Genomic DNA, 26,899 nt, shown 5'->3' on the forward strand with positions numbered 1-26,899 from the left:
CGCGGCGCTCAGACCGGTGAGGTCGGCGATCGCTGCGGCGCCGGGCACGATACGGGCACCCCACGCGGCGAGGAAGCCGAACGCGGTCCCACCGGCCGCTCCGGCACCCGGCGTGTCGGGGTCGGCGTCGGGGTATCGAGCGGCCCAGGCCCGCATCCGTTCCTCCAAGACGTCGACGTCGGCCGGGCTCGCGCCCTTCTGCGGGCCGAACACCGCCGCCGCGCCCGCCGGGCCGAGCAGCGGCGCCGTGACGTCGGTGAGGAGGGTCACCCCGCCGGGCGGTGCGGAGCGGGTGCCGAGTGCGTGAAGGGCCCCCGCGCCGCCATCGGTCGACGCCGAACTGCCGAGCCCGATGACGAGCGAGACGGCTCCGGCATCGAGCGCGGCGGCGATCACCTCACCGAGACCGCGGGTCGTCGCGTCGAGGGCGTTCAGCGTTTGCATCAGCGCGATGCCGGAGGACTGGGCGAGCTCCACGACCGCCGTCCCGTCGGGGAGGAGGAGCCAGGCGGCGTCGACCTGGCGACCGTCGGGCCCGATGACGCGCGGGATGGCGTGGAGAGCCGCGTCAGGTTCGGCGGCCGCGAAGGCGTCGATCGTGCCCTCGCCCCCGTCGGCCTGCGGGAGCTGGAGGATCTCGTCACCGGGGCGGACGGATCGCCAGCCGTCGGCGAGCGCAGCGGCGGCGTCGCGGGCGGCGATCGATCCCTTGAAGGAGTCGGGGGCGATGACGACCTTCATTCGGTGCCCTCGACACGATTCGAACGTGCGACCTCTTCCTCCGGAGGGAAGCGCTCTATCCACTGAGCTACGAAGGCATATTGCTCGCTTAGGTTAGCAGCATGACCTCACCGAGCCCGCGCCGCGACGTGAGCTCGAGCCTCGTCATCCGCGTCGACGACCCGACCGCGTTCGTGCTCGCGGTCGCCGTCGCCGAGGGGGTTCCGACGACGGTCGAGACGCTGCGGGTGCGGCTCGACGAGGAGTCGGTCGTCGTGCGCGAGACCACCGATCCGCATGGCACCCGCCTGCACCTGTTCGAGACCGGGCCCGGCATCCTCAGCATCGACTACGCGGCGACCGTCGTCGGCCGCGCCGCCCCGCTCCCGGTCGACGAGCGGGAACTCGTGACCTATCTGCGGCCGAGCCGCTACGTGCAGTCCGACAGCCTCGTCGACCGTGCGCGCGACCTGTTCGTCGGTCTCGAGGGCCGTGGCTTGCTCGCCGCCGTCGAGGAGTGGGTGTTCCAGCACCTCCGCTACGACGGCGGGGCGACGAGCCCGACGGGCGGAGCGGTCGAGACCCTGGAGGCGGGGGCGGGCGTCTGCCGCGACTTCGCCAACGTCACGGCGGGATTCCTGCGGGCCCTCGACGTTCCCGCCCGGCTCGTGTCGGTGTACGCCCCCGAACTCGAGCCCCGCGATTTCCACGCCGTCGTCGAGGCCTGCATCGAGGGGCGCTGGGTGGTCGTCGACTCGACCCGGTTGGCGCCGCGATCCGGACTCGCGCGCATCGCGACCGGCCGGGACTCGGCCGATACGGCGTTCCTCACCAACACCCTCGCCGATGTCGAACTGCTGAGCATCGACGTGCGGGCGGCGGGCGAGGACATCCCGAGGGATGCGCCTGCCGACGTCGTCGTGCTGGGCTAGAGGGCCGCCAACACCGACTCGATGATCTCGGTGGGCTCGCCCGGCTCGGCGAAGGCCGGCGACGTGACGACGACCCAGTAGTCCCCCTGGAAGACGATCGCGGTGCCGACGCCGCCGTCGACCTCGAAGTAGGCCTCGTCGCCGTAGGTCGGCACCATCTGGCTCGACGCGAACGCGGCGTTCTTCCGGTCGACGATCTCCTCGTCGCTCAGGCGCGCGACCGACACCTCCATCGTGATGCCGCCGGACTCGCGCACCCACTGGCATGCGACCCCGCCGGCGGCGAGAGCCTCCTCCGCCGCCGATCCCGCCGGAGGGTTGTAGCCGCCGATGAGGGCGAAGTTCGGGTCGAACGCGTACACGGCGTCGGGATCGACCAGTTCGTCGCACGGGATCCCCAGCGGGTCCGCCCCGGCCGTGGGGGTCGTCGTCGGCGTGACGGGCGCCGTCGGCAGGCCCGGAGTCGGGGTCACCTCGTCGGTCGGCAGTTGCGGGGCGCTGCCGGCGTCGACGCAGCCGGTCAGCGCCAGGAGGACCGCGGCGGCGAGGAGAGCGGCGGCGGGGCGCCCGGCGAGGAAAGACATGCCCTCATCATCACCCGGCTACGATCGAGCGTTGTGACCCCCGCCGAACTTTCCGCCACACTGCTCGAGCTCACCCGCTCGGCGGCCGGCGAGCGAGGGGGTGAGATCTCGCTCGAGGACGTCACCCTCGAGCGTCCCCGCAACCGCGATCACGGTGACTGGGCCTCCAACGTCGCGCTGAAACTCGGCAAGCGCCTCGGGCTCGACTCGCGCACCTTCGCCGCGCAGCTCGCGACGGCGCTCGCTGCGACCGACGGCGTGGCCGCCGTGGATGTCGCCGGCCCCGGCTTCCTCAACATCACGCTCGACGCCGCCGCCGCGGGGGCTCTGGCGAAGTCGATCGTCGAGGCCGGCGAGTCCTACGGCCACAGCGACGCGCTCGCCGGGCAGACCATCAACCTCGAATTCGTCTCGGCCAACCCGACGGGGCCGCTGCACATCGGGCACACCCGCTGGGCGGCGCTCGGCGACTCGATGGCGCGCGTGCTCAAGGCCAGCGGGGCGGCGCTCGTCAGCGAGTTCTACATCAACGACGCGGGCACTCAGATGGACAACTTCGGGGCGTCGGTGATGGCGTCCCTCCGTGGCGAGCCGACCCCCGAGAACGGCTACGCCGGTGCCTACATCTCCGACCTCGCCGCGCGCGTGCTCGAGGCCGACCCCGGCATCCTCGACCAGCGGCCCGAGGCGGCGCTCGAGACGGCTCGGGACCTCGCCTACACGTTCCAGCTCGCCGACATCCAGGCGTCGCTCGCGCGCTTCAACGTCACCTTCGACGTCTGGTTCAGCGAGCGCACGCTGCACGCCGTCGACCCCGCGACGGGTCGCTCGCTCGTCGACGACGCGGTCGACCGGCTGCGCGCGCAAGGCCACGTCTACGACGCCGACGACGCGGTGTGGGTCAAGACCACCGACTTCGGCGACGACAAGGACCGGGTCATCCGGCGCGGCAACGGCGTCTACACCTACTTCGCCGCCGACGCCGCGTACTACCTGAGCAAGGGCGACCGCGGGTTCGGCCACAAGATCTACCTGCTCGGCGCCGACCACCACGGCTACGTCCACCGGCTCAAGGCCTTGGCCGGCGCCGCGGGCGACGACCCCGAGCGCGACATCGAAGTGCTGATCGGGCAGCTGGTGAGCGTGAACGGCGCGCGGCTGTCGAAGCGCGCGGGCAACATCATCGAGCTCGACGACCTGCAGGAGTGGCTCGGCACCGACGCGCTGCGCTATGCGCTCGGGCGGTCGCCGGCGGACTCCCCGCTCACCCTCGACCCCGAGATCCTCCAGAAGCGCACCAACGACAACCCGGTGTTCTACGTGCAGTACGCCCACGCCCGCACCGGAGCCGTCGCCCGCAACGCGGCCGACGCGGGAGTCACGCGGGACGCCTTCGACGCGAGCCTGCTGACGCATGAGACCGAGAGCATCCTGCTGGCGGCGCTCGCCGACTTCCCGCGCGTCGTGCGCCAGTCCGCCGAGCTGCGCGAGCCGCACCGGGTCGCCCGTTACCTCGAAGACCTCGCCGGCTCCTACCACCGCTGGTACGACGCCTGCCGGGTGAGCCCGTTCGGCGAGGAGGACGTCACCGACCTCCACCGCACGCGGCTGTGGCTCAATGACGCCACCGGACAGGTGTTGCGCAACGGGTTGGAGCTCCTGGGCGTCAGCGCCCCGGAGCGGATGTAGCACGGAGTCCAGATGAGCACCGAGATCCTGCCCGCCGGTCCGCCGAGCGAGCCGCCCGTGCAGCCTCCTGTCGAGCCGGAGACCGCCGCCCCGCCGACGAAGAAGCGCCGCGGCTGGCTCATCGCCCTCATCGTGCTCGGGGTGCTCGTCGTGCTCGGCATCATCGCGTTCATCGTGGCCGAGTCATTCGCGAAGGACTACGCCCGCGACTACGTGCGCGGCAAGATCGTCGACGTGCTCCAGCTCCCCGCCGACGCCGAGGTCGACGTCGACCTGGGCGCCGGGTCGATCATCCTCCAGGCCCTCGCCGGGCGCATCGAGACCGTCGACGTCGATGTGCCCGACGCGACCTTCGGCGCCCTGACCGGCACGCTGAGCCTCCACGGCGAAGGGGTGCCGCTCGACGAAACGGCACCCGTCGACACCCTGAGGGTGGACTTCGCGATCGGTGCCGACGACCTCGCTGCGCTGTCCGAGGACCCCTCGACCGCTCCGACCTTCGCGTTCGAGGGGGACCAGGTCGCGCTCGGCTCGGAGTTCGAGCTCTTCGGCGCCGTCATCCCGATCGGGCTGACGCTCGACCCGTCGGCCGCCGACGGCGCGCTGGTGCTGACGCCGACGAGCATCACGATCGGCGAGCAGACCTTCGAGTCGGGGTCGGAAGACGGTTCGTTCCTCGGCCAGATCGCGTCCGCGCTGCTCCAGCCGCAGACGCTGTGCATCGCCGGCAGCGTGCCGCAGGCGCTCGTGCTCGACGACGCGGCGATCGATGGCGACGAGCTCGTGCTGACCTTCCGGGGTGACGGTGCAGCGCTCGGCGGACCCGAGCTCGCGACGCCCGGCACCTGCCCCGCCGCCTGATTCCGCCGGAGACCGCGCTGCTGGGTACACTGGCGTGGGCTTCAGGGACCAATCCGGGTTCGCTCGCCTCACATCCGATCCGTCTTCTCATGTGAGTGCCTCGTGACCGCCTCTCCTCTCGCACCCGGCTGGCTCGTCCACCCGGACGACGCCAACGCGCTCGCGCCGACCGTCTGGCCGTCGTCGGCGGAGCGCTCCGACGGGGCGATCCGGGTGGCCGGCGCCGCGCTGGCCGATCTCGCGGCCGAGTTCGGCACCCCGCTCTACGTCGTCGACGAGAGGGATGCGCGCGACCGTGCGGTCGCCGTGCGCTCGGCCTTCGATGACGCGTTCGCGGGAGTCGGGTCGAGCGCCCACGTCTACTACGCCGGCAAGGCGTTCCTCTGCACGACCGTCGCGCGCTGGATGGTCGAGGAGGGACTGCGCATCGACGTCGCGAGCGAAGGCGAGCTCGCCGTCGCTCTCGCGGCGGGTGTCGACCCCGCGCTGCTGGGACACCACGGCAACAACAAGAGCCTCGCCGAGATCGACCGTTCGGTCGGAGTCGGTGTGGGCGCGATCGTCCTCGACAGCGTCGTCGAGGTCGATCGTGTATCCCAGGCCGCCGAGCGGCACGGCGTCGTGCAGCCCGTGCGCCTGCGCATCAACAGCGGCGTGCACGCGTCCACGCACGAGTACCTGGCGACTGCCCGTGAGGACCAGAAGTTCGGCATCCCCCTCGCCGACGCGCCGGATGTCGTGGCCGCGATCCGCGCGCGTCCGTCGCTGCGCTTCCTCGGCCTCCACTCGCACATCGGGTCGCAGATCTTCGAGTCCGCCGGATTCGCCGAGGCCGCCCGCCGCCTGCTCGCGGTGCACGCCGAGCTGCTCGCCGGGGGAGAGGTTCCCGAGCTCAACCTCGGGGGAGGCTTCGGCATCGCCTACACGAGCGTCGACGTCGTCACCCCGATCGACGAGATCGCCGCCGACTTCGCGCGGGTCGTGGCCGCCGAGTGCGCGACCCTCGGCATCCCGGTGCCGGTCGTCGCGATCGAGCCGGGCCGGCTCATCATCGGACCGTCGACCGTCACGGTGTACGAGGTCGGCACGATCAAGGACGTCGTCGTCGATTCGGAGCACATCCGCAAGTACGTGAGCGTCGACGGCGGGATGAGCGACAACGTGCGTCCCGCCCTGTACGGCGCCGACTACACGGTGCGCCTGGCCAACCGCTCCTCGGATGCCGACCCGGCACTGGTGCGGATCGCCGGCAAGCACTGCGAGTCGGGTGACATCGTCGTGCACGCCGACTACCTGCCGGGCGACGTGGCCCCGGGAGACCTCGTCGCCGTGCCCGCGACGGGGGCGTACTGCTGGTCGCTCGCGAGCAACTACAACTACCTCGGTCGCCCCGCCGTCGTCGCGGTGCGGGACGGCGCCGCCCGCGTCGTCGTGCGTCGCGAGACGGAAGCCGACTTGCTGAGCCGCGACACCGGAGTGACCTCATGATCGAATACCGCAACCTCCGCATCGCGCTCCTGGGCGCGGGATCCGTCGGCGCCCAGGTGGCGTCGCTCCTGCTCGAGCACGGTGACGAGCTGTCCGAGCGCGTCGGCGCGGGCCTGGAACTCGTCGGCGTCGCCGTGCGGGATCTCGACGCGCCGCGGAGCGCTGAGATCCCGAAGCACCTGCTCACGACGGACGCCCGCTCGCTGATCCTCGGCGCCGACATCGTCGTGGAGCTGATGGGCGGGCTCGAGCCCGCGCGCGAGTACCTCGAACTGGCGCTCAACTCCGGAGCCGACGTCGTCACCGCGAACAAGGCGCTGCTCGCGACACATGGTCCGGAACTCTTCGACATCGCCGAGCAGGTCGGGGCGCAGCTCTACTACGAGGCCGCGGTCGGCGGCGCCATCCCGATCATCCGGCCGCTGCGCGACAGTCTCGCCGGCGACCGGGTGCGTCGCATCCTCGGCATCGTCAACGGCACGACCAATTACATCCTCGACCGCATGGACCTCGAGCACGGCGACTTCGACGAGGTGCTCGCCGACGCGCAGCGCCTCGGGTACGCGGAAGCCGACCCGACGGCGGATGTCGAAGGCTACGACGCCGCGCAGAAGGCGGCGATCCTCGCCAGCCTCGCCTTCCACACGACGGTCCCCCTCGACGCGGTGTACCGCGAAGGCATCCGCGCGATCACCGCGGAGCAGGTCGCGTCGGCGCGTACGGCGGGCTTCGTGGTGAAGCTGCTCGCGGTCTGCGAACGGGTGATCGACCAGGAGACCGGCGTCGAGGGCGTCAGCGCCCGCGTGCACCCCGCCCTCGTGCCGCTCGACCACCCGCTCGCCGCGGTGCACGGCGCCAACAACGCCGTGTTCCTCGAAGCCGAGGCCGCCGGATCGTTGATGTTCTACGGCGCCGGGGCCGGGGGAGTGCAGACCGCGTCGGCGGTGCTCGGCGACGTCGTCTCGGCGGCCCGCCGCCACGTCATCGGCGGACCGGGGGTGGCCGAGTCGACGCACGCGAACCTCCCGGTGCTGCCGATCTCGAGCGTGCGCACCCGGTACCGGATCACCCTCGAGGTCGCCGACAAGCCCGGCGTGCTCGCCGCGATCGCCACCTTGTTCGCCGAACACGGGGTCTCGGTGGAGGCCGTGCAGCAGGACGCGCGGCCCGACCAGTCCTCGCCCACCGCTACCCTGGTGATCGGCACCCACCAGGCGACGGAGTCGGCGCTCGCCGCGACCGTCGCGGCTCTCGGCGCGACGGACGTCGTGCACGCGGTGTCCAGTGTGCTTCGAGTAGAGGGATTGTGATGAGCCAGGCGATGACCACCAGCCGGCAGTGGCGCGGAGTGCTCCACGAGTACCGCGACCGCCTCGACGTCACCGACGCGACGCCGATCGTCACGCTCGGCGAGGGCGGCACGCCGCTCATCCCGGCGCCCGCGCTCTCCGCCCGCACCGGCGCCGACGTCTACGTCAAGTTCGAGGGCATGAACCCGACCGGCTCGTTCAAGGACCGCGGGATGACGATGGCGGTCTCGAAGGCGAAGGAGCACGGCGCCCAGGCCGTCATCTGCGCCTCGACCGGCAACACCTCCGCCTCGGCCGCCGCGTACGCGACCTACGCCGGGTTGACCGCCGCAGTGCTGGTGCCGGACGGCAAGATCGCGATGGGCAAGCTCGCCCAGGCGATCGCGCACGGCGCCGAACTGCTGCAGGTGCAGGGCAACTTCGACGACTGCCTCGACATCGCGCGTGAACTCGCCGCGCACTACCCGGTGCATCTCGTCAACTCGGTCAACAACGACCGCATCGAGGGGCAGAAGACAGCAGCTTTCGAGGTCGCCGAAGTCCTCGGCGACGCCCCCGACTTCCACTTCATCCCGGTCGGCAACGCGGGCAACTACACCGCCTACACGCGCGGCTACTCCGAAGACCTCGCGGCCGGTCGCGTCACCAAGCTGCCGCGGATGTTCGGCTTCCAGGCCGCGGGCTCGGCCCCGCTCGTGCTCGGCCACGTCGTGAAGGACCCCGAGACGATCGCGAGCGCGATCCGCATCGGCAACCCGGCGTCGTGGGAGCTCGCGCTCGCCGCGCGCGAGCTGACCGACGGCTACTTCGGCGCCATCGACGACGACCTCATCCTCGACGCGCACCGCATCCTCTCCCGTGAGGTGGGGGTCTTCGTCGAGCCCGCCTCGGCGATCAGCGTCGCGGGTCTCCTCGAGCGCAGCGAGGCAGGGCAGATCCCGAAGGGCGCCACGGTCGTGCTCACCGTCACCGGCCACGGGCTCAAGGATCCGCAGTGGGCGCTGAAGACCGCCGACGGCGGCGAAGTCGCGCCGACCAAGGTCGCCGTCGATGTCGCCGAGGTCGCGAGCGTGCTCGGCCTCGCCAAGACCTCATGACGACCGTCCCGGTGGGCCGGAGCGTGTGGGTGAAGGTCCCGGCGACGACCGCGAACCTCGGCCCCGGCTTCGACACCCTCGGCCTCGCCCTCTCGCTCTACGACGAGCTCGAGTTCACGACCCGCGCCCAGCCGGGTGCCACGATCGAGGTCCGGGGCATCGGCGTCGGCGAGGTGCCGACCGATGAGTCGAGTCTCGTCATCCGCGCCGCGGCCCACACCTTCGCCCATTACGGCGTCGAGATGCCCGGGCTCGACGTCGTCGCGCACAACGGCATCCCGCACGGTCGCGGTCTCGGATCCTCGGGCGCGGCCATCGTCGCCGGCATCATGGCCGCGAAGGGCCTGCTCGAGGGCATCGTCGAGATCGACGCCGACGGGCTCCTCGCCCGCGCGACGGAGCTGGAGGGGCATCCCGACAACGTCGCGCCGGCCCTCTTCGGCGGTCTCACGATCGCCTGGATGACCCCCGAGGGGCCGCGCCACAAGAAGCTCATCGTGCACCGCGGTGTCTCGCCGTTCGTCGCCGTGCCGCGCGAGTCCGTCATGTCGACGGCGCTCGCCCGCAGCCTCCAGCCCGAGTCGGTGCCGCACGAGGACGCGATCTTCAACGTCTCGCGCTCGGCCCTGCTCATCGCGGCGCTCATCCAGAGTCCCGAACTGCTGCTCGCGGCCACCGAGGACAAGCTGCACCAGAGCTACCGCGCGAGCGCGATGCCCGAGACGGATGCCCTCATCCGGGTGCTGCGCGCGAACGGCCTGGCCGCCGTCGTCTCCGGGGCCGGACCGTCGATCCTCGTGCTCGGCAGCGACCCGGCTCAGCGTCTCGTCGCCGCCGACCTCGTGGAGAAGTCGTCGTCGACGCCGTGGGACTGCCTGCTGCTCGCCGTCGATTTCAAGGGTGCTACAGTGGTACCGCACTCCACCGAGGCCGTGGCCTAGCCCCCTCGAGGTAGTGCATCCCACCAGGTTCTGAATCCTCGCCTCTCTGCTCTGCACCCGCCGGGCACGATGCCAGGTCTCCACAGAACCGAGCCCGGGAAGTTCTTGTGCCCGGGTCGAAAGGAACCTTCACCCGTGACCGACGTCGACACCGCTGCGACCGACCGCGCCTCGCTGAGCCGCCTGAAGCTCCCGGAGCTGCAGGCCCTCGCGGCCGAGCGCGGAATCGCCGGCGCCGCCAAACTTCGAAAAGGAGGACTCGTGGACTCGCTCTCCGAGAACCCTGACGCCCCCGTGACCGACGCTCCGGAGGAGACGCCCGACGCCCCGGCGGAAGCGCCCTCCGCCGCAGCGCCCGAGGGCGACACCGTCCCCGCCCGCCGCTCGCGTCGCGCGACCGCGTCGACCGCCGAGGTCGCTGCGCTCGCCGTCGAGCTGCCGGCCGACACCGAGCTGCCGGCCGACACCGAGGTGCCGGCCACTGAGCCGCAGCGCTCCCGCGAGGAGATCGCCGCCGAGCTCGACAGCCTGCTCCCCGAGGTCACCTCGGGCACCGACGCCGAGGGCGACGAGGGATCCGGTCGCGGACGCAGCCGCAACCGCAACCGCGGCGGCCAGGGTGCGCGCGGCGAACAGGGCAACGCCCAGAACGGCGGCCAGAACGGCAACCGCCAGAACGGCCAGCAGAACCAGAACGGTCAGAACCCCAACGTCCAGCAGAACGGCGGCCAGCCGAACCAGAACGGCCCCGCCGAGGCCGACGGCGACGGACGCGGCCGGGGACGCTACCGCGACCGCAAGCGCGGGCGCGGCCCGGGGCAGAACGACGAGTTCGAGCCCGAGATCAGCGACGACGACGTGCTCATCCCCGTCGCCGGCATCCTGGATGTCCTCGACAACTACGCCTTCGTGCGCACGTCGGGCTACCTCCCGGGCGCGAACGACGTCTACGTCTCGCTCGGCCAGGTGAAGAAGTACAACCTGCGTAAGGGTGACGCCGTCGTCGGCGCCATCCGCCAGCCGCGCGAGAACGAGCAGAGCCGCCAGAAGTACAACGCGATCGTCAAGATCGACTCGATCAACGGCCAGAGCGTCGAGGAGGCTGCCGAGCGCATCGAGTTCGGCAAGCTCACCCCGATCTACCCGAAGGAGCGCCTGCGGCTCGAGACGACGCCCGAGAAGCTCTCGACGCGGATCATCGACCTCATCGCCCCGATCGGCAAGGGCCAGCGCGGCCTGATCGTCGCGCCCCCGAAGGCGGGCAAGACGATCATCCTGCAGGCCATCGCCAAGGCGATCGCGGTGAACAACCCCGAGGTGCACATCATGGTGGTGCTCGTCGACGAGCGCCCCGAAGAGGTGACCGACATGCAGCGCGCGGTGAAGGGCGAGGTCATCGCCTCGACCTTCGACCGTCCCGCCGAAGACCACACGACGGTCGCCGAGCTCGCCATCGAGCGCGCCAAGCGCCTCGTCGAGCTGGGCAACGACGTCGTCGTGCTGCTCGACTCGATCACCCGCCTCGGCCGCGCCTACAACCTCGCGTCGCCGGCGTCGGGGCGCATCCTCTCGGGTGGTGTCGACGCGTCGGCGCTCTACCCGCCGAAGCGCTTCTTCGGTGCCGCCCGCAACCTCGAGGGCGGCGGCTCGCTGACCATCCTCGCGACCGCCCTCGTCGAGACCGGCTCCAAGATGGACGAGGTGATCTTCGAGGAGTTCAAGGGCACCGGCAACTCCGAGCTGCGTCTCTCGCGTCAGCTCGCCGACAAGCGCATCTTCCCGGCGGTCGACATCGTCGCCTCGAGCACCCGTCGCGAAGACGAACTGCTCACCCCGGAAGAGGTGCAGATCACGTCGCGCCTGCGTCGTTCGCTCGCCGGACTCGACCCGCAGCAGCAGCTCGAGGTCGTGCTGAGCAAGCTCAAGGACACGCAGTCCAACGTCGAGTTCCTGGTGCAGATCCAGAAGGTCATCCCGAACGGCACCAAGGAGTAATCCTTTCTAAGGAGTAATGGCGTGTTCGAATCGGTCGCCTCGCTGCTGACTGAGCACGAGGACCTCCAGCACCAGCTTTCCGACCCGGCGATCCACGCGGATGCCGGGCGCGCGAAGAAGGTCAACCGGCGCTACGCCGAGCTGAACCAGATCGTCGCCGCCCACACCGCGTGGCAGGTCGCCTGCGAGGATGTCGCCGCCGCGCGCGAACTGGCCAAGGACGACGAGGCGTTCGCCGCCGAGCTGCCCGGGCTCGAGGCGGGGCTGCTCGCCGCCGCCGAGAAGCTGCGCCGGCTGCTCATCCCGCGCGATCCCGACGACGGCCGCGACGTGATCATGGAGATCAAGGGCGGCGAGGGCGGCGAGGAGTCGGCGCTGTTCGCGGCCGACCTGCTGCGCATGTACCTGCACTACGCGGAGTCGCGCGGCTGGAAGACCGAGCTGCTCGAACGCAACGAGTCCGACCTCGGCGGCTACAAGGACGTGCAGGTCGCGATCAAGTCGACCGCGACCGATCCGGCGCTCGGCGTCTGGGCGTCGCTGAAGTACGAGGGCGGCGTGCACCGCGTCCAGCGCGTCCCGGCGACCGAGTCGCAGGGACGCATCCACACCTCGACGACCGGCGTGCTGGTCTTCCCGGAGGTCGACGAGCCCGAAGAGATCGACGTGAGCCCGAACGACCTGCGCATCGACGTGTTCCGCTCGTCGGGGCCCGGCGGGCAGAGCGTCAACACGACCGACTCGGCGGTGCGGATCACCCACCTGCCGACCGGCATCGTCGTGTCGATGCAGAACGAGAAGTCGCAGATCCAGAACCGCGAGGCCGCGATGCGCGTGTTGCGCGCCCGGCTGCTCGCGAAGCAGCAGGAGGAGATCGCTGCCGCGGCCTCCGACCAGCGCAAGACGCAGATCCGCACGATGGACCGCTCGGAGCGCATCCGCACCTACAACTTCCCCGAGAACCGGATCGCCGACCACCGCACCGGCTACAAGGCGTACAACCTCGACCAGGTGATGAACGGCGCCCTCCAGCCCGTCATCGACTCCTGCATCCAGGCCGACGAGGAATCCCGCCTGGCCGAGCTCGCCGACCAGAGTTGAACCTCCGCGCTCTGCTCGACCACGCGGTCGCCGTGCTGACGGCGGCCCGCGTGCCGTCGCCCGAGACGGACGCGGAGCTGCTCGTCGCGCACGTGCTCGGCGTCTCGCGCGGCCAGGTGCAGGCCCGGGTCGTGACCGGGACCCCGCTCGACGGCGAGCAGCGCCTCCAGGTGCTCGAACTCGTCGAGCGCCGCGCCGCCCGCGAGCCACTCCAGCACCTCACCGGCCGCGCCGCGTTCCGCTCGCTCGAGATCGCCGTGGGACCGGGCGTGTTCGTGCCGCGTCCCGAGACCGAGATCGTCGCCCAGCTGGCGATCGACGCCCTCCTCGCGGTACCCGGCGGGTCGCCGCGTGCCGTCGACCTCGGCACGGGCAGCGGCGCGATCGCCCTCGCGCTCGCGACCGAGGTGCCGCACGCCGAGGTGCACGCGGTCGAGAACTCGCCGCGCGCCTTCATCTGGGCCCGCGAGAACGTCCGCGCAGTCGGTGCGGCGAACCTCCGCCTGGTCTTCGCCGACCTCGCCGATGCCCTTCCCCATCTCGACGGGACTCTGGATGTCGTCGTCTCCAACCCGCCGTACATCCCGGTCGGCGCGATCCCCCGCGACCCCGAGGTGCGGCTGCACGACCCCGAGGCGGCCCTCTACGGGGGACCGGACGGCCTCGACGTCGTGCGGGCGGTGTCGGTGACCGCCCGGCGCCTGCTGCGGCCCGGGGGAGTGCTCGTGCTCGAGCACGGGGAACGGCAGGGCGCCGACATCCGGGAGCTGCTCACCGGTGACGGCTGGACCGCCGCCGCGACGACGCGCGACCTCCTCGGCCGCGATCGGGCGACCACCGCCCTGCGCTGACCTCTCGTCGTCCGTCGCCCGTTCAGCACCGTCTCGCCGTCCGGTCGGCGTGTCGCCCGGCGTGTCGGAGCGCTGCGGTGCTGGGCGGGCGAACTAGTGGACGCGCGACGAGTGCGAGGTGGCGAAGTGCTCGACGGCCGCCATGAGGGATGCGGGGTCGCGGTACAGGTGGGCGGTGATGCCGACCGACCGCGCGCCTTCGACGTTGACGGCCATGTCGTCGGCGAAGAAGGTGTGCTCCGCCGGCTCGTCGTAGGCGCGCAGCACGCCCTCGAAGACTCTCGGATCGGGCTTGCGGGCGCCGTAGTGACTCGACGCCCTGAGGTGATCGACCCCGAAGAGCGGCACGAGCTCGGGGGCGAGTGTCGCCAGGTTCTCGCCGACGAGCGGGCCGTTGTTGGTGAGCAGCGTCACCCGACCCAGTTCCGACGCACGCGCCACGGCCGCCAGCGACTCCGGTCGCGGGGTCATCGCCGACCCGCGATTGGCGAGCCACTGCTCGGGCGTGAGGTCGACGCCGATCGCGGCGACCCAGTCCTTGAGGTACGAGGCGCCGTCGGGCCAGTGTCCGGCCTCGGCCGCCCATTCGCCCCGTTCATGCCACCAGCGGCGGCGTAGCTCGGCGAAATCGTGTCCTGTCAGTTCGGTGAGTCCCGTCATGCGGACTCGCCAGTCGTAGTCGTAGAGGACGTCGTCCATATCGAAGACGAAGAGCAGACCCATGGTCCCTCCAGTCTCCCCGACGTCGACCGACCGTGCTTACACTCGACCTGATCAGGGAGGTTCGGATGTTCCTGGAATCCATCGATCCGCTGGTACCCACGTGGTACGACGTCGCGTGGATCGTGGTCGTCGTCGCGTACGTCGCCCTCTTTCTGGCGGCGCTCTGGTCGGTGACGGGCTCGACGCGACTGTCGACATCCGGACGGGTGCTCTGGGTGGTCGTGCTGTTCGCCTTCCCGTTCCTCGGCACGATCGCCTGGTTCGTCTGGGGCCGTCACGCCCGGCTCGATCGCGGCACCGTCTGACCCGCATCCGGCTGCGGGCTTCACCGCCTAGGGTGGAACAGCCATGGCTCTGTACGACACGAGCATCCCCGACGAACTGCTGACCGGGATGCGTTCCGCCCGCGTCTCGATCGGACGTGGAGAGCTCGTCGTCATCCCGACCGACACGGTCTACGGGGTCGCGGCCGACGCGTTCTCGCCCGCCGCCGTGCAGCGGTTGCTCGACGCGAAGGGTCGCGACCGCACGGCGCCGCCGCCCGTGCTCGTGCCCGGCATCCCGACCCTCGACGCCCTGACCGAGTACGTCCCCGACGAAGTGCGGGCGCTCGTGGCGACGTTCTGGCCCGGCGGGCTGACCGTCGTGCTGCGCGCCCGGCCGACACTCGACTGGGACCTGGGGGAGACCCGCGGCACCGTCGCCGTGCGGATGCCGAGTCAGCGCATCGCTCTCGAGCTGCTCGCCGAGACCGGACCGCTCGCGGTGTCGAGTGCGAACCGCACGGGCGAGCCGGCCGCGATGAGCGCCGCCGAGGCCGAGGCGTCGCTGGGCGACGCGGTCGCCGTCTACCTCGAGGCCGGCCCGGCCGGCACCGGCTATCCCGACGCGGAGGCCGGAACGGGCTCGACGATCGTCGATGCGACCGCGCTCGAGCATCCCGAGGGCAAGCTGCGCATCCTGCGCCACGGCGTCATCCCCGCCCAGGCGATCATCGAGATCGTGGGGGCCGACCGATGCGCATAATCTTCTACGTCCTCATCGCCCTCGTCTCCGGCCTGATCTCGTTCGGCGGGTCCTGGCTGATCTGGCGGCTGAGCCACAAGTACCGGCTCTACCCGAAGATCCGCGAGCGCGACGTGCACGATCGCCCGACGCCGCGACTCGGCGGCATCGCGCTGTGCGCCGGCATCCTGATCGCCTTCGCCGTCGGGTCGCAGATCCCGGCGCTGTCGCTCATCTTCGCCCAGCCGCAGCAGGTGCTGGCCGTCCTCGGCGCGGCGCTCCTGATCGTGCTCATCGGAGTCGCCGACGACATCTGGGATCTCGACTGGTTCACCAAGCTCGCCGGTCAGATCATGGCTGCCGGGCTGCTCGCCTGGCAGGGCGTGCAGATCGGCTGGCTGCCGGGCCTCGGCACCACCGTGCTCCTGCCGCCGTACGCGTCGCTGCTGGTCACGATCTTCGTCATCGTTCTGGTGATGAACGCCGTCAACTTCATCGACGGCCTCGACGGCCTCGTCGCGGGGGTCGCGACGATCGCCAGCAGCGCGTTCTTCATCTACGGCTACCTCGTCTCGTACGGGCCGACCGAGCAGAGCGACTACTTCAACCTCGCGCAGTTCATCACGGCTGCGCTCATCGGAGCCTGCCTCGGATTCCTGCCCTGGAACTGGCGGCGCAGTGACGACCGCCCGGCGCGGCTGTTCATGGGCGACAGCGGAGCCCTCCTCGTCGGGCTGCTGATGGCGACGTCGACGGTGGCGCTGGCGGGGCAGACGCTGCCGGAGTCGGGGCGGGAGCAGCTCACCGCCCTCATCCCCGTCATCCTGCCGCTCGCGGTGCTGATCGTGCCGCTCGCCGACTTCACCCTCGCCATCCTCCGGCGGCTGCGCGCCGGCAAGTCCCCGTTCAGCGCCGACCGCAAGCACCTGCATCACCGTCTGCTCGACATGGGCCACTCGCACACCCATGCCGTCGTGATCTTCTACGCCTGGACCGCCGTCGCTTCCGGCGGCCTGCTGTTGTTCCTGATCCCCGGCAGCGGGCTGCTCATCGGCGGTCTGGTGATGCTCGTCGGCTTCGTCGTCTGCACGATCGTGACGCTCGCGCCGCTCAGCCGCCGCAAGGCTCTCGAGGCGGCCGTGCAGAGCGCGCCGGCCGCGCTCACGATGGAGGCGCACGTCGCCGAGTTCGACCCGCTCGACGCGGCCGCCGACGCGGCGGAGTCGGAGCACACCGACGCCGAATCCGCCCGCGCCCTGGCGCGCCTCCAGAAGAGAGAGGCCTCCTCGTGAGCGTCACCCCCCTGCTCCTGCGGTCGCTGCGCTACGGTGCGATCGTCGCCGTCGCCTCGGCCGTCCTCGGCGGCGGGGTCGGCTGGCTCGTCGCCGTCGGTCCGGGTCTCGCCGGCGGCCTCATCGGCGCGGCGCTCAGCGCCGTCTTCCTGGGGCTCACCGCCGTCAGCATCCTGGTCGGCGGCCGCGCGGCGAAGGGCGACCTGACCAGCCCCGCCTTCTTCGGCATCCTGCTCGGGGTGTGGACGCTGAAGCTCCTCCTGTTCTTCGTCTTCTCGCTCTGGTTGCGGACGCAGGACTGGATCGACCCGGGCGCCTTCGGCTTCACGGCGATCGGCGCGGTCGTCGGCCTGCTGATCGCCGACGTCGTGGCCTTCCAGCGCAGCCGGGTTCCGTTGGATGTCGCGCTCCCCGGCTCCGATCGTCCCGCGGAGTGAAAACGGGCGGCGTTCGGGTCGCCGTTTCCTTGGTACGCTGAGGGGCACGACCTTCCCCTTTCGATCGCCGCGCGAAGCCGCGCCCCGATTCAGGAGAAAGCCCTGAACTCCCTCACTTCGTATCTCTCCTCCCTCCCTGCGCTCGCGGGAGGGCTGCCGTTCGCGCCGTTCGCGGACGACCCCGACGAGTTCCACGGGCCGTCGCTCGATGAGTTCTTCCCGCCGGCGGTGCTCTTCGAGGGCACGCCGTTCGAACTGAACCGCATCATGCTGATCCGGCTCCTGGTCGTGACGGTGCTCATCGTCTGGCTGCTGATCGCCACCCGCCGCATGCGGGTCATCCCGACGCGCGGACAGGTCGCGACCGAGTTCCTGCTCGGCTTCGTGCGCGACAGCATCATCGTGCAGGCGCTCGGTGAGAAGGACGGCAAGCGGTTCATGGTGCCGCTGATGACGATGTTCTTCCTCATCATCGGGCTCAACATCACGGGCGTCGTCCCGTTCCTCAACATCGCGGGAACGTCGGTCATCGGCACGCCGCTGCTGCTCGCGCTCGTCGCCTACGTGATCTTCATCTACGCGGGCATCAAGAAGCACGGCTTCAAGTACTTCAAGAACGCGGTGGCGCCGAGCGGCGTTCCCGGCGTCCTGCTCCCGGTCGTCGCGCTGATCGAGATCCTCTCGACCTTCATCGTGCGCCCGGTGTCGCTGACGCTGCGACTCCTGATGAACATGATCGCCGGGCACCTGCTGCTCGTGCTCTGCTTCTCGGCGACGCACTTCTTCTTCTTCACGATCCTCGCCAACGGCGACCTCATCGGACTCCTCGGGATCGGCACCCTCGCCTTCGGCGCCATCTTCACGCTGTTCGAGATCCTCGTCGCCGTGCTTCAGGCGTACGTCTTCACCTTCCTGGCCGCCATCTACATCCAGCTCTCGCTCGCCGACGAGCACTGACCGCCGGCACCCGCCGACCGTCTTTCGCCCACCTCGCACCACCCATTACAGAAAAGGAAACTCCGTGGAGATCTCCGGACACCTCGTTCCCATCGCCTTCGGCCTCGCCTCGATCGGTTCCGCCATCGGCGTGGGTCTCGTCGTCGGCAACACGATCCAGTCGGTCGCGCGCCAGCCCGAACTGCAGGGTCGCCTCACCGGCCTCATGTTCATCGGTATCGCGTTCACCGAGGCCCTCGCGTTCATCGCGATCGCCACGGGCTTCATCCCCTTCCCGTAATCCATCCCACCCCAGAATGAGGAGGTCGGGATGCTACGCGCATTCCTCGTCGAAGTAGCGACGGAAGAAGAGACGGTCAACCCGCTCATTCCGGAGTTCTACGACATCCTGTGGTCGGGCGTCATCTTCGTCGCCCTGCTTCTCGTCGTGTGGCGGGTCGTCGTGCCCCGCATGTACACGGCTCTCGACGCCCGCAAGGACGCGATCGAGGGCGGGCTCAAGCGCGCCGAGGAGGCTCAGGCCGAGGCCGCCGCCACCAAGGGCGAGTACGAGGCCCAGCTCAACGAGGCGCGGGCCGAGGCCGCGCGCATCCGCGAGCAGGCCCGTGCCGAAGGCACCGCGATCGTCAACGAGGCCAAGGAGCAGGCGACCGTCGAGGCCGCCCGCATCGCCGCGAACGCCCAGGTGCAGATCGAGGCCGAGCGCACCGCCGCTCTCGTCTCGCTCCGCGCCGAGGTCGGCTCGCTCGCGCTCGACCTCGCGTCGGGTGTCATCGGCGAAGCCCTCAGCGACGACAAGAAGTCGACGGCGCTCGTGGACCGCTTCCTCGCGGACCTCGAGTCGTCCGAGAAGGCGGCCAAGTAAGCATGGGATCCGCGACCCGGAACGCACTTGCCGCCGCGACCGCCGAGCTCGACGCCGCGAAGGGCGTCAAGCTGGCCACCGGTGAGCAGCTGCTCGCCGCGGGCCGTGCGATCGCCGGCTCGACGCAGCTTCGGGCCGTGCTCAGCGACCGGTCGATCCCCGAGACGAACAAGTCGGGCCTCCTCGCGGCGATCTTCCCGAAGCAGGATGCTCTGGCGGCGACACTGCTCGCCGGCATCATCGGCTCGCGGTGGTCGGACTCCGACGAGCTCGTCGACGGCATCGAGTCGGTGGGCATCCGTGCCCTCGCCGCGGCTGCGGGGAAGGATGCCGGGATCGAGGGCGAACTGTTCGCCGTCGGGCGCGCCATCTCCAGCGACCACGACCTCGAGCTGGCCCTCGGCGGCAAGCTCGGCGACCCGTCCGCGAAGTCCGCGCTGATGGAGAAGCTCGTCGGCAAGAAGGCGAGCCCGGCCACGCTCGCGATCCTCACCCACCTCGTGCAGAGCCCGCGCGGACGCCGCATCGGCGAACTGCTCTCGGGTGCGGCCGAGGCGGTCGCCGAGGCGTCGAACCGGCAGATCGCGACCGTCACCGCGGCGGTCCCGCTCAGCGCGGCTCAGCAGAAGCGCCTCGCGACCGCCCTGACGTCGCAGTACGGCATCGAGACCCGCATCGACGTCATCGTCGATCCGTCGGTGCTCGGCGGACTCCGCGTGCAGGTCGGCGACGAGGTCGTCGATGGCACCGTCTCGGCTCGCCTCACCGACCTCCGACTCCAGCTCGCCGGCTGATCCGGCACCCCAAACCCTCCGAACCAGCCTTCGAAGACAGACAGAAGAAGAAGACATGGCAGACATCACCATCTCACCCGATGAGATCCGCTCCGCTCTCAAGGACTTCGTCGCCGGCTACACGCCGAGCGCCGCATCCAAGACCGAGGTCGGCACCGTCGTCGACGCCGCGGACGGCATCGCGCACGTCGAGGGCCTCCCGGGCGCGATGGCGAACGAGCTGCTGCGCTTCGCCGACGGCACCCTCGGCCTCGCGCTCAACCTCGACGAGAACGAGATCGGCGTCATCGTGCTCGGTGAGTTCACCGGCATCGAAGAGGGCATGGAGGTCACCCGCACGGGCGAGGTGCTCTCGGTGCCCGTCGGCGACGGCTACCTCGGTCGCGTCGTCGACCCGCTCGGCACCCCGATCGACGGCCTCGGCGAGATCACGAGCGAGGCCCGTCGTGCCCTCGAACTGCAGGCGCCCGGCGTCATGCAGCGCAAGAGCGTGCACGAGCCGATGCAGACCGGCATCAAGGCCATCGACGCGATGATCCCGGTCGGTCGCGGCCAGCGCCAGCTCATCATCGGCGACCGCCAGACCGGCAAGACGGCCATCGCGATCGACACGATCATCAACCAGAAGGCCAACTGGGAGTCCGGCGACAAGAACAAGCAGGTGCGCTGCATCTACGTCGCCATCGGCCAGAAGGGCTCCACGATCGCCGCCGTCAAGGGCGCGCTCGAGGATGCCGGCGCCATGGAGTACACGACGATCGTCGCGGCTCCGGCCTCCGACCCCGCCGGCTTCAAGTACCTCGCCCCCTACACCGGCTCGGCGATCGGCCAGCACTGGATGTACGGCGGCGCGCACGTGCTGATCATCTTCGACGACCTCACCAAGCAGGCCGAGGCCTACCGCGCCGTGTCGCTGCTGCTGCGTCGTCCGCCGGGACGCGAGGCCTACCCGGGTGACGTCTTCTACCTGCACTCGCGTCTGCTCGAGCGCTGCGCCAAGCTCTCCGACGAGCTGGGTGCCGGCTCGATGACCGGCCTGCCGATCATCGAGACGAAGGCCAACGACGTCTCGGCCTACATCCCGACGAACGTGATCTCGATCACCGACGGTCAGATCTTCCTGCAGTCCGACCTCTTCAACAGCAACCAGCGCCCCGCGGTCGATGTCGGCATCTCGGTGTCTCGTGTCGGCGGCGACGCGCAGGTCAAGAGCATCAAGAAGGTCTCCGGCACGCTGAAGCTCGAGCTGGCGCAGTACCGCTCGCTCGAGGCGTTCGCGATGTTCGCCTCTGACCTCGATGCGACCTCCCGTCGTCAGCTCGCCCGCGGCGCCCGCCTCACCGAGCTGCTGCGTCAGCCGCAGTACTCGCCGTATCCGGTCGAGGAGCAGGTCGTCTCGATCTGGGCCGGCACCAACGGCCACCTCGACGAGGTGCCGGTGCCCGACGTGCTGCGGTTCGAGCGCGAGCTGCTCGACTCGCTCAAGCGCAACACCACGATCCTCGACACGCTCCGCGACACCAACGTGCTGAGCGACGAGACGGTCGCCGATCTCGAGACGGCGGTCGAGAAGTTCAAGAAGGAGTTCCAGACCGGCGACGGGCGCACGCTCGACGCCCCCGGTTCCGAGCAGTTCGAAGAGATCCCCCTGGATGACATCAACCAGGAGAAGATCGTGAAGAGCCGCCGGTAACCGATGGGAGCCCAGCTGAGGGTCTACCGGCAGAAGATCCGGACGGCCCAGACCACCAAGAAGATCACTCGCGCCATGGAGCTGATCTCGGCGTCGCGCATCCAGAAGGCGCAGCAGCGCGTCCAGGCGTCGGCGCCGTACGCGCGGGCCGTGACCCGCGCCGTCTCGGCGGTCGCGACCTACTCGAACGTCGACCACATCCTGACGACCGAGGCCGAGAACCCGACCCGGGCCGCCATCGTGGTGTTCACCTCCGACCGCGGACTCGCGGGCGCGTTCAACTCGCAGGTCCTCCGTGAGGCGGGGGAGCTGCGGGCGCGTCTGGAGGGCGACGGCAAAGAGGTCGTGCACTACCTCGTCGGACGCAAGGCGGTGCAGTACTTCACGTTCCGCCGTCGGCCTTCCGAGCAGGAGTGGACCGGCGGCACCGACAACCCCGAGTTCGAGACGGCGAGCGAGATCGCGGACGCGATCGTCGCGAAGTTCGTGCAGCCGACCGCCGAGGGCGGTGTCGACGAGATCCACATCGTCTACAACCGGTTCGTCTCGATGCTCGTGCAGACCCCGGAGACGGTGCGCCTGCTGCCGCTCGAGGTCGTCGAAGGCGTCGAAGAGGTGGATGCCGATCACGCGCCGCTTCCGCTCTACGAGTTCGAGCCGGACGCCAACAGCGTGCTCGACTCGCTGCTGCCGGTCTACATCGAGAGCCGGCTGTTCAACGCGATGCTCCAGTCGGCCGCCGCCAAGCACGCGGCGACGCAGAAGGCGATGAAGTCGGCGAGCGACAACGCCGACAAGCTCATCAAGGACTACACCCGACTGGCGAACAACGCCCGTCAGTCGGAGATCACCCAGCAGATCTCCGAGATCGTCGGCGGCGCCGACGCTCTCGTGAAGTAACGACGACCAAGCTTCTAAGAAGTACTGAGAGAAGGACGAGAGATGGCTACCGCCACCACCCCTGCCAAGAAGGCCCCGGCGAAGAAGGCCGCGACCAAGGACGCCCCCGAGCAGCACGCCTCGGGCGGCCGTGCCACCCAGGCGGCCGGCGGCGTCGGCCGCATCGCGCGCGTCACCGGACCGGTCGTCGACATCGAGTTCCCGCACGACGCCATCCCGGAGATCTACAACGCGCTCCAGACGGATGTCTCGATCGAGGGGGAGGCCTTCGTGCTGACCCTCGAGGTCGCCCAGCACCTCGGCGACGACCTCGTCCGCGCGATCGCACTCAAGCCGACCGACGGCCTGGTCCGTGGCCAGGAGGTGCGCGACACCGGCAACCCGATCTCGGTGCCGGTCGGCGACATCACCAAGGGCAAGGTGTGGAACGTCACCGGTGACCTGCTCAACGGCACCCCCGGCGAGAAGCTCGAGATCACCGAGCGCTGGCCGATCCACCGCAAGCCCCCGGCCTTCGACCAGCTCGAGAGCAAGACGAACCTCTTCGAGACCGGCATCAAGGTCATCGACCTGCTCACCCCGTACGTGCAGGGTGGCAAGATTGGCCTCTTCGGCGGCGCCGGTGTCGGCAAGACGGTGCTCATCCAGGAGATGATCTACCGCGTCGCGGCCAACCACGGTGGTGTGTCGGTGTTCGCCGGCGTCGGGGAGCGCACCCGTGAGGGCAACGACCTCATCGCCGAGATGGAGGAGGCGGGCGTCTTCGACAAGACGGCTCTCGTCTTCGGCCAGATGGACGAGCCGCCGGGAACGCGTCTGCGCGTCGCGCTGTCGGCGCTCACGATGGCGGAGTACTTCCGCGACGTGCAGAAGCAGGACGTGCTGCTCTTCATCGACAACATCTTCCGCTTCACGCAGGCCGGCTCCGAGGTCTCGACGCTGCTCGGTCGCATGCCGTCCGCGGTGGGCTACCAGCCGAACCTCGCCGACGAGATGGGCGTTCTCCAGGAGCGCATCACCTCGACGCGTGGTCACTCGATCACCTCGCTGCAGGCGATCTACGTGCCCGCCGACGACTACACCGACCCGGCCCCGGCCACGACGTTCGCGCACCTCGACGCGACGACGGAGCTCTCGCGTGAGATCGCCTCGCGCGGTCTGTACCCGGCCGTCGACCCGCTGTCGTCCACGTCGCGCATCATGGACCCCCGCTACTTGGGCGAGGACCACTACCGCGTCGCGACGAGCGTCAAGCAGATCCTGCAGAAGAACAAGGAACTCCAGGAGATCATCGCCATCCTCGGTGTCGACGAGCTCTCCGAAGAGGACAAGATCACGGTGTCGCGCGCGCGCCGCATCCAGCAGTTCCTCTCGCAGAACACCTACATGGCGACCAAGTTCACCTCTGTCGAGGGCTCCACGGTGCCGCTCAAGGACACGATCGAGTCGTTCGACGCGATCGTGAAGGGCGAGTTCGACCACGTGGCCGAGCAGGCGTTCTTCAACGTCGGCGGCATCGACATGGTCGAGGCGCAGTGGGCGAAGATCCAGAAGGACAACGGCTGAGCATGGCCGACGCCAAGTCGCTCGCCGTCAGCGTTGTCGCGGCCGACCACGAGGTGTGGTCGGGAGAGGTGAAGCAGATCGTCGCGCGGACCACCGAGGGCGAGATCGGCATCCTCGCCGGTCACGAGCCCATCCTCGCCATCCTCTCGGCGGGCGAGGTGCGGGTCACCACGCTCGACGGCGCCGTCGTGACAGCGAACGCGGAGGACGGCTTCCTCTCGGTGCAGAACGACACGGTGACGATCGTCGCGGGCGCCGCGACGCTCGTCTCCTGACCCTCCGGGGTCGGGGCGCGGTTTCAGGGGATCGAAGGGTGAGCCGATGCTCGTCGTGATGGCAGGCCTGCCCGGCACGGGCAAAAGCACCGTCGGCGAGGCGGCGGCGGCTCTGCTCGGGCTGCCGATCGTGTCGGTCGACCCGGTCGAGTCGGCGATCCTCTCCGCGGGGATCGACGCCGATCAGCCCACGGGACTCGCGGCCTACCTCGTCACCGAGACGATCGCGGAGTCGGTGATCGCGAGCGTCGGCGGGGTCGTGGTCGATGCGGTGAACGCCGTCGAGCCCGCCCGCAACCAGTGGCTCAAGCTGGCGACCCGCCGCGGCATCCCGATCCGCTTCGTCGAAGTGATCTGCTCCGACGAAAGTGTGCACCGGGCCCGGCTCGAGGCGCGCGGGCGGCAGCTCGCGCACATCGCCGAGCCCAGTTGGCACGCCGTCGAGCAGAGTCTCGACGAGTGGGAGCCGTGGGGCGGGGAGACCGGCGCGGTGCCGCGCATCACGGTCGACTCGGTGCATCCGGTGCCGGTGCTCGTCGAGCAGGTCGTCGCCTTCGTGCGCTCGTGACCGGAGTCGGCACCGGCCCGTGCTGATCATCCTCCCGCCGTCGGAGACCAAGCGCGACGGCGGCGACGGTCCGCCGCTCGACCTCGCCGCGCTCTCCTTCCCCGGGCTCACGGCCGCGCGGAGGCAGGCCCTCGCCGCGGTGAAGGCGATGTCGCGCGACCTCGCGGCCGCCGCCGAGATGCTCAAGCTCGGCCCGGCGAGCTCCGCCGAGGCCGCGCGTAACCGCGTGCTGACGGCGTCTCCGACGATGGCGGCGCTCGACCGCTACGACGGCGTGCTCTTCGACGAATTGGATGCCGCGAGCCTTCCCGAGAGCGCCCGCCGGTTCGCGGGGGAGCATCTCGCGATCGGCTCGGCGCTCTTCGGCGTGACGGGGGCGCTCGACCCGATCCCCGCCTATCGGCTCTCCCACGATTCGCGCCTGCCGGGCACCGCGACCCTCGGGCGCATCTGGAAGCCGTCGCTGGCCGCCGAACTCGCGACGCGCGACGGGCTCCTCCTCGACCTCCGGTCGGAGGGCTACGCCGCCCTCGGCCGCGCTCCGGCTCGCGAGAACTCCGTCTACCTGCGGGTCGTGAGCGCCGACGGCGATGGCCGCAAGCGCGCGCTGAATCACTTCAACAAGAAGGGCAAGGGTGCGTTCGCCCGACGCCTGCTGCTCGCGGGGATCGATCATCCCGACGTCGCCTCGTTGCTGCGCTGGGCGGACTCCGCGGGCATCCGGTTGGAACCCGGTGCGCCGGGAGAGCTCGACCTGGTCGTCTCGGCGTCCTCCGTCAGCTAGGCGGCGCGCCAGCATCCCTCGAGGTGGTCGTCGACGAGACCCGCGGACTGCATCAGGGCGTACATCGTGGTGGGGCCGACGAACCGGAAGCCCCGCTTCCGCAGCCCGGCACTGAGGGCCTGCGATTCGCCGGTGACCGCGGGGATCTCGGCCCAGGTGCGCGGTCGTGCTCGCGGTGGTGGCGCGAAGCCCCAGACGAGTTCGTCGAGGAGCCCCGGACGCTCGCGGATCAGGTCGGCGGTGATGCGCGCGTTGCCGATGGTGGCGAGCACCTTCGCCCGGTTGCGGATGATGCGCGCATCGATCATGAGCCGCTCGACATCCGCCTCGTCGTAGGCGGCGATCGTATCGATGTCGAACCCGTCGAACGCGTCGCGGAAGCCGGGGCGACGGCGGAGGATGGTGATCCACGACAGGCCGGCCTGGAAGCCTTCGAGGCTGATCTTCTCGAACAGCGGACGATCGCCGTGGAGCGGGACGCCCCACTCCTCGTCGTGATATCGCGCGTACTCGGCGTCGGCTCCCACCCAGCCGCATCGGGCGCGGCCGTCGTCGCCGACGAGCAGTTCGGGCCGGGTCACGCGGCGCCGGCGGACTCGGCGACCGTCTCGGCCTCCCCGGCGTCGAGGTCGAAGAGCGACACCGCCTCGTACCCCTTCGGAACCCGGTGGGCAATGCCTTCGTGTGCGAGCAGCCACGACTTGGTGGGGATCCCCTCGCCGCCGCTGTATCCGGTGATCGTGCCGTCGCTGCCGAGCACGCGGTGGCAGGGCACGATGATCGGGATCGGATTGGCGCCGACCGCGCCCCCGACGGCTCGTCCCGCGGTCGCCCGCCCCGTGCCGCGACCGAGGTCGCCGTAGGACACGACCTCGCCCCACTCGAGGTCGACGAGCTGTTCCCAGACGGCCAGTTGGAACGCGGTGCCGGCGAGGTGGACGGGGACGTCGAAGTCGCGGCGGTGGCCGGCGAAGTACTCCTCGAGTTGCGCGACGGCACGGTCGAGCACGGCGTCGGGGGCTTCCGGCGCCCCGTCGTGCGGGAGCATCCCGTCGCGTTCGATGGAGAGGGCGATCACGGCGGCCCCGTCGCCGACGATCTCGATGCGCCCGATCGGGCTGTCGATGCGGCGCAGGGCCGCCGGGGGAGTGCTGATCATGAGTCCGAGCGTAGACGCCGCCCCCGACGCCCGTTGGCGGAAATCGGACATCGCGGGAACGGCGCCACGCCGGTGCCTGGGGAGGACGATCCGTAGGCTGGGGCGATGGAAACCCGCTCGCTCGGAACCTCCGATCTCGCCGTGTCCGTCGTCGGCCTCGGCTGCAACAACCTCGGCCGACCCGGTGCCCTCACGTTCGACCAGGCGGGAACGGATGCCGTCATCCATGCCGCTCTCGACGCCGGCGTGACCTTCTTCGACACGGCCGACATCTACGGGGCCGAGTACGGTCTGAGCGAGACCCGCCTCGGC

General features: G+C 70.3%; 30 protein-coding genes and 1 tRNA gene. 25 read left to right on the top strand and 6 right to left on the bottom strand.

Annotated elements, in window-relative coordinates; all coding sequences use genetic code 11:
- On the bottom strand, window positions 1-741 hold a 741-nt coding region (locus ACILQS_RS07280), incomplete at its 3' end, for a glycerate kinase (RefSeq protein WP_395639453.1).
- A gap of 4 nt (window positions 742-745) precedes the next feature.
- Window positions 746-818, bottom strand: a tRNA-Arg gene (locus tag ACILQS_RS07285).
- A 24-nt stretch (window positions 819-842) separates the two neighbouring features.
- Here ACILQS_RS07285 and ACILQS_RS07290 point away from each other — a divergent pair.
- A complete protein-coding gene (locus ACILQS_RS07290) occupies window positions 843-1,652 on the top strand; it encodes a transglutaminase family protein (protein WP_395639454.1) in 810 nt (269 codons plus the stop codon).
- Here the strand turns inward: ACILQS_RS07290 and ACILQS_RS07295 are convergent.
- Entirely contained in the window at window positions 1,649-2,236 is a 588-nt protein-coding gene (locus tag ACILQS_RS07295; protein ID WP_395639455.1) for a hypothetical protein, read from the bottom strand. The genes ACILQS_RS07290 and ACILQS_RS07295 overlap by 4 nt on opposite strands.
- Window positions 2,237-2,269: 33 nt before the next feature.
- Here ACILQS_RS07295 and argS point away from each other — a divergent pair, with 33 nt between their 5' ends.
- The 9 genes from argS (at window position 2,270) to prmC (ending at window position 13,569) form a co-directional block, all read left to right on the top strand.
- On the top strand, window positions 2,270-3,925 hold the full coding sequence (gene argS, locus ACILQS_RS07300; protein WP_395639456.1) for an arginine--tRNA ligase: 1,656 nt from the start codon (window positions 2,270-2,272) through the stop codon (window positions 3,923-3,925).
- 12 nt (window positions 3,926-3,937) lie between these two features.
- Window positions 3,938-4,786 (top strand): DUF2993 domain-containing protein, encoded by an 849-nt coding sequence (locus ACILQS_RS07305; protein WP_395639457.1) that lies wholly within the window; start codon window positions 3,938-3,940, stop codon window positions 4,784-4,786.
- Between the two features lie 102 nt (window positions 4,787-4,888).
- Window positions 4,889-6,274: a diaminopimelate decarboxylase gene (gene lysA, locus ACILQS_RS07310; RefSeq protein WP_395639458.1), complete on the top strand. Its 1,386-nt coding sequence runs from the start codon at window positions 4,889-4,891 to the stop codon at window positions 6,272-6,274.
- Complete coding sequence (locus ACILQS_RS07315) at window positions 6,271-7,584, top strand: homoserine dehydrogenase (protein ID WP_395639459.1); 1,314 nt, start codon at window positions 6,271-6,273, stop codon at window positions 7,582-7,584. The genes lysA and ACILQS_RS07315 overlap by 4 nt, the downstream gene beginning before the upstream one ends.
- An 11-nt stretch (window positions 7,585-7,595) precedes the next feature.
- The gene (thrC, locus tag ACILQS_RS07320; protein ID WP_395639460.1) at window positions 7,596-8,681 is read left to right on the top strand and encodes a threonine synthase; all 1,086 of its coding nucleotides are present in this window, start codon (window positions 7,596-7,598) and stop codon (window positions 8,679-8,681) included.
- On the top strand, window positions 8,678-9,622 hold the full coding sequence (thrB, locus tag ACILQS_RS07325; RefSeq protein WP_395639461.1) for a homoserine kinase: 945 nt from the start codon (window positions 8,678-8,680) through the stop codon (window positions 9,620-9,622). Before thrC ends, thrB begins: the two co-directional genes overlap by 4 nt.
- A gap of 69 nt (window positions 9,623-9,691) precedes the next feature.
- Complete coding sequence (gene rho / locus ACILQS_RS07330; protein WP_395639462.1) at window positions 9,692-11,617, top strand: transcription termination factor Rho; 1,926 nt, start codon at window positions 9,692-9,694, stop codon at window positions 11,615-11,617.
- A gap of 21 nt (window positions 11,618-11,638) precedes the next feature.
- Complete coding sequence (gene prfA / locus ACILQS_RS07335) at window positions 11,639-12,718, top strand: peptide chain release factor 1 (protein ID WP_395639463.1); 1,080 nt, start codon at window positions 11,639-11,641, stop codon at window positions 12,716-12,718.
- Entirely contained in the window at window positions 12,715-13,569 is an 855-nt protein-coding gene (gene prmC, locus ACILQS_RS07340; protein ID WP_395639464.1) for a peptide chain release factor N(5)-glutamine methyltransferase, read from the top strand. The genes prfA and prmC overlap by 4 nt, the downstream gene beginning before the upstream one ends.
- 93 nt (window positions 13,570-13,662) lie before the next feature.
- Here the strand turns inward: prmC and ACILQS_RS07345 are convergent, their stop codons facing one another.
- Window positions 13,663-14,292, bottom strand: a complete 630-nt coding sequence (locus ACILQS_RS07345; RefSeq protein WP_395639465.1) for an HAD-IA family hydrolase — start codon at window positions 14,290-14,292, stop codon at window positions 13,663-13,665.
- Between the two features lie 65 nt (window positions 14,293-14,357).
- On the opposite strand from ACILQS_RS07345, the gene ACILQS_RS07350 reads away from it, so the two are divergent.
- The 14 genes from ACILQS_RS07350 to ACILQS_RS07415 all read left to right on the top strand — a co-directional run bounded on the left by ACILQS_RS07350 (window position 14,358) and on the right by ACILQS_RS07415 (window position 25,428).
- Window positions 14,358-14,597 (top strand): PLDc N-terminal domain-containing protein, encoded by a 240-nt coding sequence (locus ACILQS_RS07350; protein WP_395639466.1) that lies wholly within the window; start codon window positions 14,358-14,360, stop codon window positions 14,595-14,597.
- A gap of 43 nt (window positions 14,598-14,640) precedes the next feature.
- A complete protein-coding gene (locus ACILQS_RS07355) occupies window positions 14,641-15,318 on the top strand; it encodes an L-threonylcarbamoyladenylate synthase (RefSeq protein WP_395639467.1) in 678 nt (225 codons plus the stop codon).
- Complete coding sequence (locus ACILQS_RS07360; protein ID WP_395639482.1) at window positions 15,315-16,589, top strand: MraY family glycosyltransferase; 1,275 nt, start codon at window positions 15,315-15,317, stop codon at window positions 16,587-16,589. Before ACILQS_RS07355 ends, ACILQS_RS07360 begins: the two co-directional genes overlap by 4 nt.
- Window positions 16,586-17,026, top strand: coding sequence for a hypothetical protein (locus tag ACILQS_RS07365; RefSeq protein WP_395639468.1), 441 nt, complete (start codon window positions 16,586-16,588; stop codon window positions 17,024-17,026). Before ACILQS_RS07360 ends, ACILQS_RS07365 begins: the two co-directional genes overlap by 4 nt.
- Before the next feature lie 228 nt (window positions 17,027-17,254).
- Complete coding sequence (atpB, locus tag ACILQS_RS07370; protein ID WP_395639469.1) at window positions 17,255-17,983, top strand: F0F1 ATP synthase subunit A; 729 nt, start codon at window positions 17,255-17,257, stop codon at window positions 17,981-17,983.
- 64 nt (window positions 17,984-18,047) lie between these two features.
- Window positions 18,048-18,263, top strand: coding sequence for an ATP synthase F0 subunit C (gene atpE, locus ACILQS_RS07375; protein WP_395639470.1), 216 nt, complete (start codon window positions 18,048-18,050; stop codon window positions 18,261-18,263).
- Window positions 18,264-18,293: 30 nt separating this feature from the next.
- Window positions 18,294-18,848 (top strand): F0F1 ATP synthase subunit B, encoded by a 555-nt coding sequence (locus ACILQS_RS07380; protein WP_395639471.1) that lies wholly within the window; start codon window positions 18,294-18,296, stop codon window positions 18,846-18,848.
- Window positions 18,849-18,850: 2 nt separating this feature from the next.
- A complete protein-coding gene (locus ACILQS_RS07385) occupies window positions 18,851-19,642 on the top strand; it encodes a F0F1 ATP synthase subunit delta (RefSeq protein ID WP_395639472.1) in 792 nt (263 codons plus the stop codon).
- A 55-nt stretch (window positions 19,643-19,697) separates the two neighbouring features.
- On the top strand, window positions 19,698-21,335 hold the full coding sequence (gene atpA, locus ACILQS_RS07390; RefSeq protein WP_395639473.1) for a F0F1 ATP synthase subunit alpha: 1,638 nt from the start codon (window positions 19,698-19,700) through the stop codon (window positions 21,333-21,335).
- Window positions 21,336-21,338: 3 nt separating this feature from the next.
- Complete coding sequence (locus ACILQS_RS07395; RefSeq protein WP_395639474.1) at window positions 21,339-22,235, top strand: F0F1 ATP synthase subunit gamma; 897 nt, start codon at window positions 21,339-21,341, stop codon at window positions 22,233-22,235.
- Window positions 22,236-22,277: 42 nt separating this feature from the next.
- Window positions 22,278-23,801 carry a F0F1 ATP synthase subunit beta gene (gene atpD, locus ACILQS_RS07400; RefSeq protein WP_395639475.1) on the top strand — a complete coding sequence of 508 codons (1,524 nt, stop codon included), beginning with the start codon at window positions 22,278-22,280 and terminating at the stop codon, window positions 23,799-23,801.
- A gap of 2 nt (window positions 23,802-23,803) precedes the next feature.
- A complete protein-coding gene (locus ACILQS_RS07405) occupies window positions 23,804-24,076 on the top strand; it encodes a F0F1 ATP synthase subunit epsilon (RefSeq protein ID WP_395639476.1) in 273 nt (90 codons plus the stop codon).
- A gap of 46 nt (window positions 24,077-24,122) precedes the next feature.
- Window positions 24,123-24,644, top strand: a complete 522-nt coding sequence (locus ACILQS_RS07410) for an AAA family ATPase (protein WP_395639477.1) — start codon at window positions 24,123-24,125, stop codon at window positions 24,642-24,644.
- A gap of 19 nt (window positions 24,645-24,663) precedes the next feature.
- On the top strand, window positions 24,664-25,428 hold the full coding sequence (locus ACILQS_RS07415) for a YaaA family protein (RefSeq protein ID WP_395639478.1): 765 nt from the start codon (window positions 24,664-24,666) through the stop codon (window positions 25,426-25,428).
- On the opposite strand, the gene ACILQS_RS07420 is transcribed toward ACILQS_RS07415, so the two are convergent.
- Entirely contained in the window at window positions 25,425-26,009 is a 585-nt protein-coding gene (locus tag ACILQS_RS07420; protein WP_395639479.1) for a DNA-3-methyladenine glycosylase I, read from the bottom strand. The genes ACILQS_RS07415 and ACILQS_RS07420 overlap by 4 nt on opposite strands.
- Complete coding sequence (locus ACILQS_RS07425) at window positions 26,006-26,587, bottom strand: methylated-DNA--[protein]-cysteine S-methyltransferase (RefSeq protein ID WP_395639480.1); 582 nt, start codon at window positions 26,585-26,587, stop codon at window positions 26,006-26,008. Before ACILQS_RS07425 ends, ACILQS_RS07420 begins: the two co-directional genes overlap by 4 nt.
- 105 nt (window positions 26,588-26,692) lie before the next feature.
- Between ACILQS_RS07425 and ACILQS_RS07430 the strand changes: the two genes are divergently transcribed.
- A partial coding sequence (locus tag ACILQS_RS07430) for an aldo/keto reductase (protein WP_395639481.1) occupies window positions 26,693-26,899 on the top strand: 207 nt, incomplete at its 3' end.

Source organism: Pseudolysinimonas sp. (genome assembly GCF_044239695.1).
Classification (GTDB): Bacteria; Actinomycetota; Actinomycetes; order Actinomycetales; family Microbacteriaceae; genus Pseudolysinimonas_A.

Bases quoted from the DNA above. Each gene is read 5' to 3' on its own strand.
- rho (WP_395639462.1), top strand. From the start codon at position 9,692: ATGCCAGGTCTCCACAGAACCGAGCCCGGGAAGTTCTTGTGCCCGGGT.
- ACILQS_RS07355 (WP_395639467.1), top strand. From the start codon at position 14,641: ATGGCTCTGTACGACACGAGCATCCCCGACGAACTGCTGACCGGGATG.
- thrC (WP_395639460.1), top strand. From the start codon at position 7,596: ATGACCACCAGCCGGCAGTGGCGCGGAGTGCTCCACGAGTACCGCGAC.
- ACILQS_RS07425 (WP_395639480.1), bottom strand. From the start codon at position 26,587: ATGATCAGCACTCCCCCGGCGGCCCTGCGCCGCATCGACAGCCCGATC.
- ACILQS_RS07305 (WP_395639457.1), top strand. From the start codon at position 3,938: ATGAGCACCGAGATCCTGCCCGCCGGTCCGCCGAGCGAGCCGCCCGTG.
- atpD (WP_395639475.1), top strand. From the start codon at position 22,278: ATGGCTACCGCCACCACCCCTGCCAAGAAGGCCCCGGCGAAGAAGGCC.
- ACILQS_RS07315 (WP_395639459.1), top strand. From the start codon at position 6,271: ATGATCGAATACCGCAACCTCCGCATCGCGCTCCTGGGCGCGGGATCC.
- ACILQS_RS07395 (WP_395639474.1), top strand. From the start codon at position 21,339: ATGGGAGCCCAGCTGAGGGTCTACCGGCAGAAGATCCGGACGGCCCAG.
- ACILQS_RS07380 (WP_395639471.1), top strand. From the start codon at position 18,294: ATGCTACGCGCATTCCTCGTCGAAGTAGCGACGGAAGAAGAGACGGTC.
- ACILQS_RS07385 (WP_395639472.1), top strand. From the start codon at position 18,851: ATGGGATCCGCGACCCGGAACGCACTTGCCGCCGCGACCGCCGAGCTC.
- atpA (WP_395639473.1), top strand. From the start codon at position 19,698: ATGGCAGACATCACCATCTCACCCGATGAGATCCGCTCCGCTCTCAAG.
- thrB (WP_395639461.1), top strand. From the start codon at position 8,678: ATGACGACCGTCCCGGTGGGCCGGAGCGTGTGGGTGAAGGTCCCGGCG.
- ACILQS_RS07345 (WP_395639465.1), bottom strand. From the start codon at position 14,292: ATGGGTCTGCTCTTCGTCTTCGATATGGACGACGTCCTCTACGACTAC.
- ACILQS_RS07410 (WP_395639477.1), top strand. From the start codon at position 24,123: ATGCTCGTCGTGATGGCAGGCCTGCCCGGCACGGGCAAAAGCACCGTC.
- ACILQS_RS07290 (WP_395639454.1), top strand. From the start codon at position 843: ATGACCTCACCGAGCCCGCGCCGCGACGTGAGCTCGAGCCTCGTCATC.
- ACILQS_RS07350 (WP_395639466.1), top strand. From the start codon at position 14,358: ATGTTCCTGGAATCCATCGATCCGCTGGTACCCACGTGGTACGACGTC.
- ACILQS_RS07405 (WP_395639476.1), top strand. From the start codon at position 23,804: ATGGCCGACGCCAAGTCGCTCGCCGTCAGCGTTGTCGCGGCCGACCAC.
- ACILQS_RS07295 (WP_395639455.1), bottom strand. From the start codon at position 2,236: ATGTCTTTCCTCGCCGGGCGCCCCGCCGCCGCTCTCCTCGCCGCCGCG.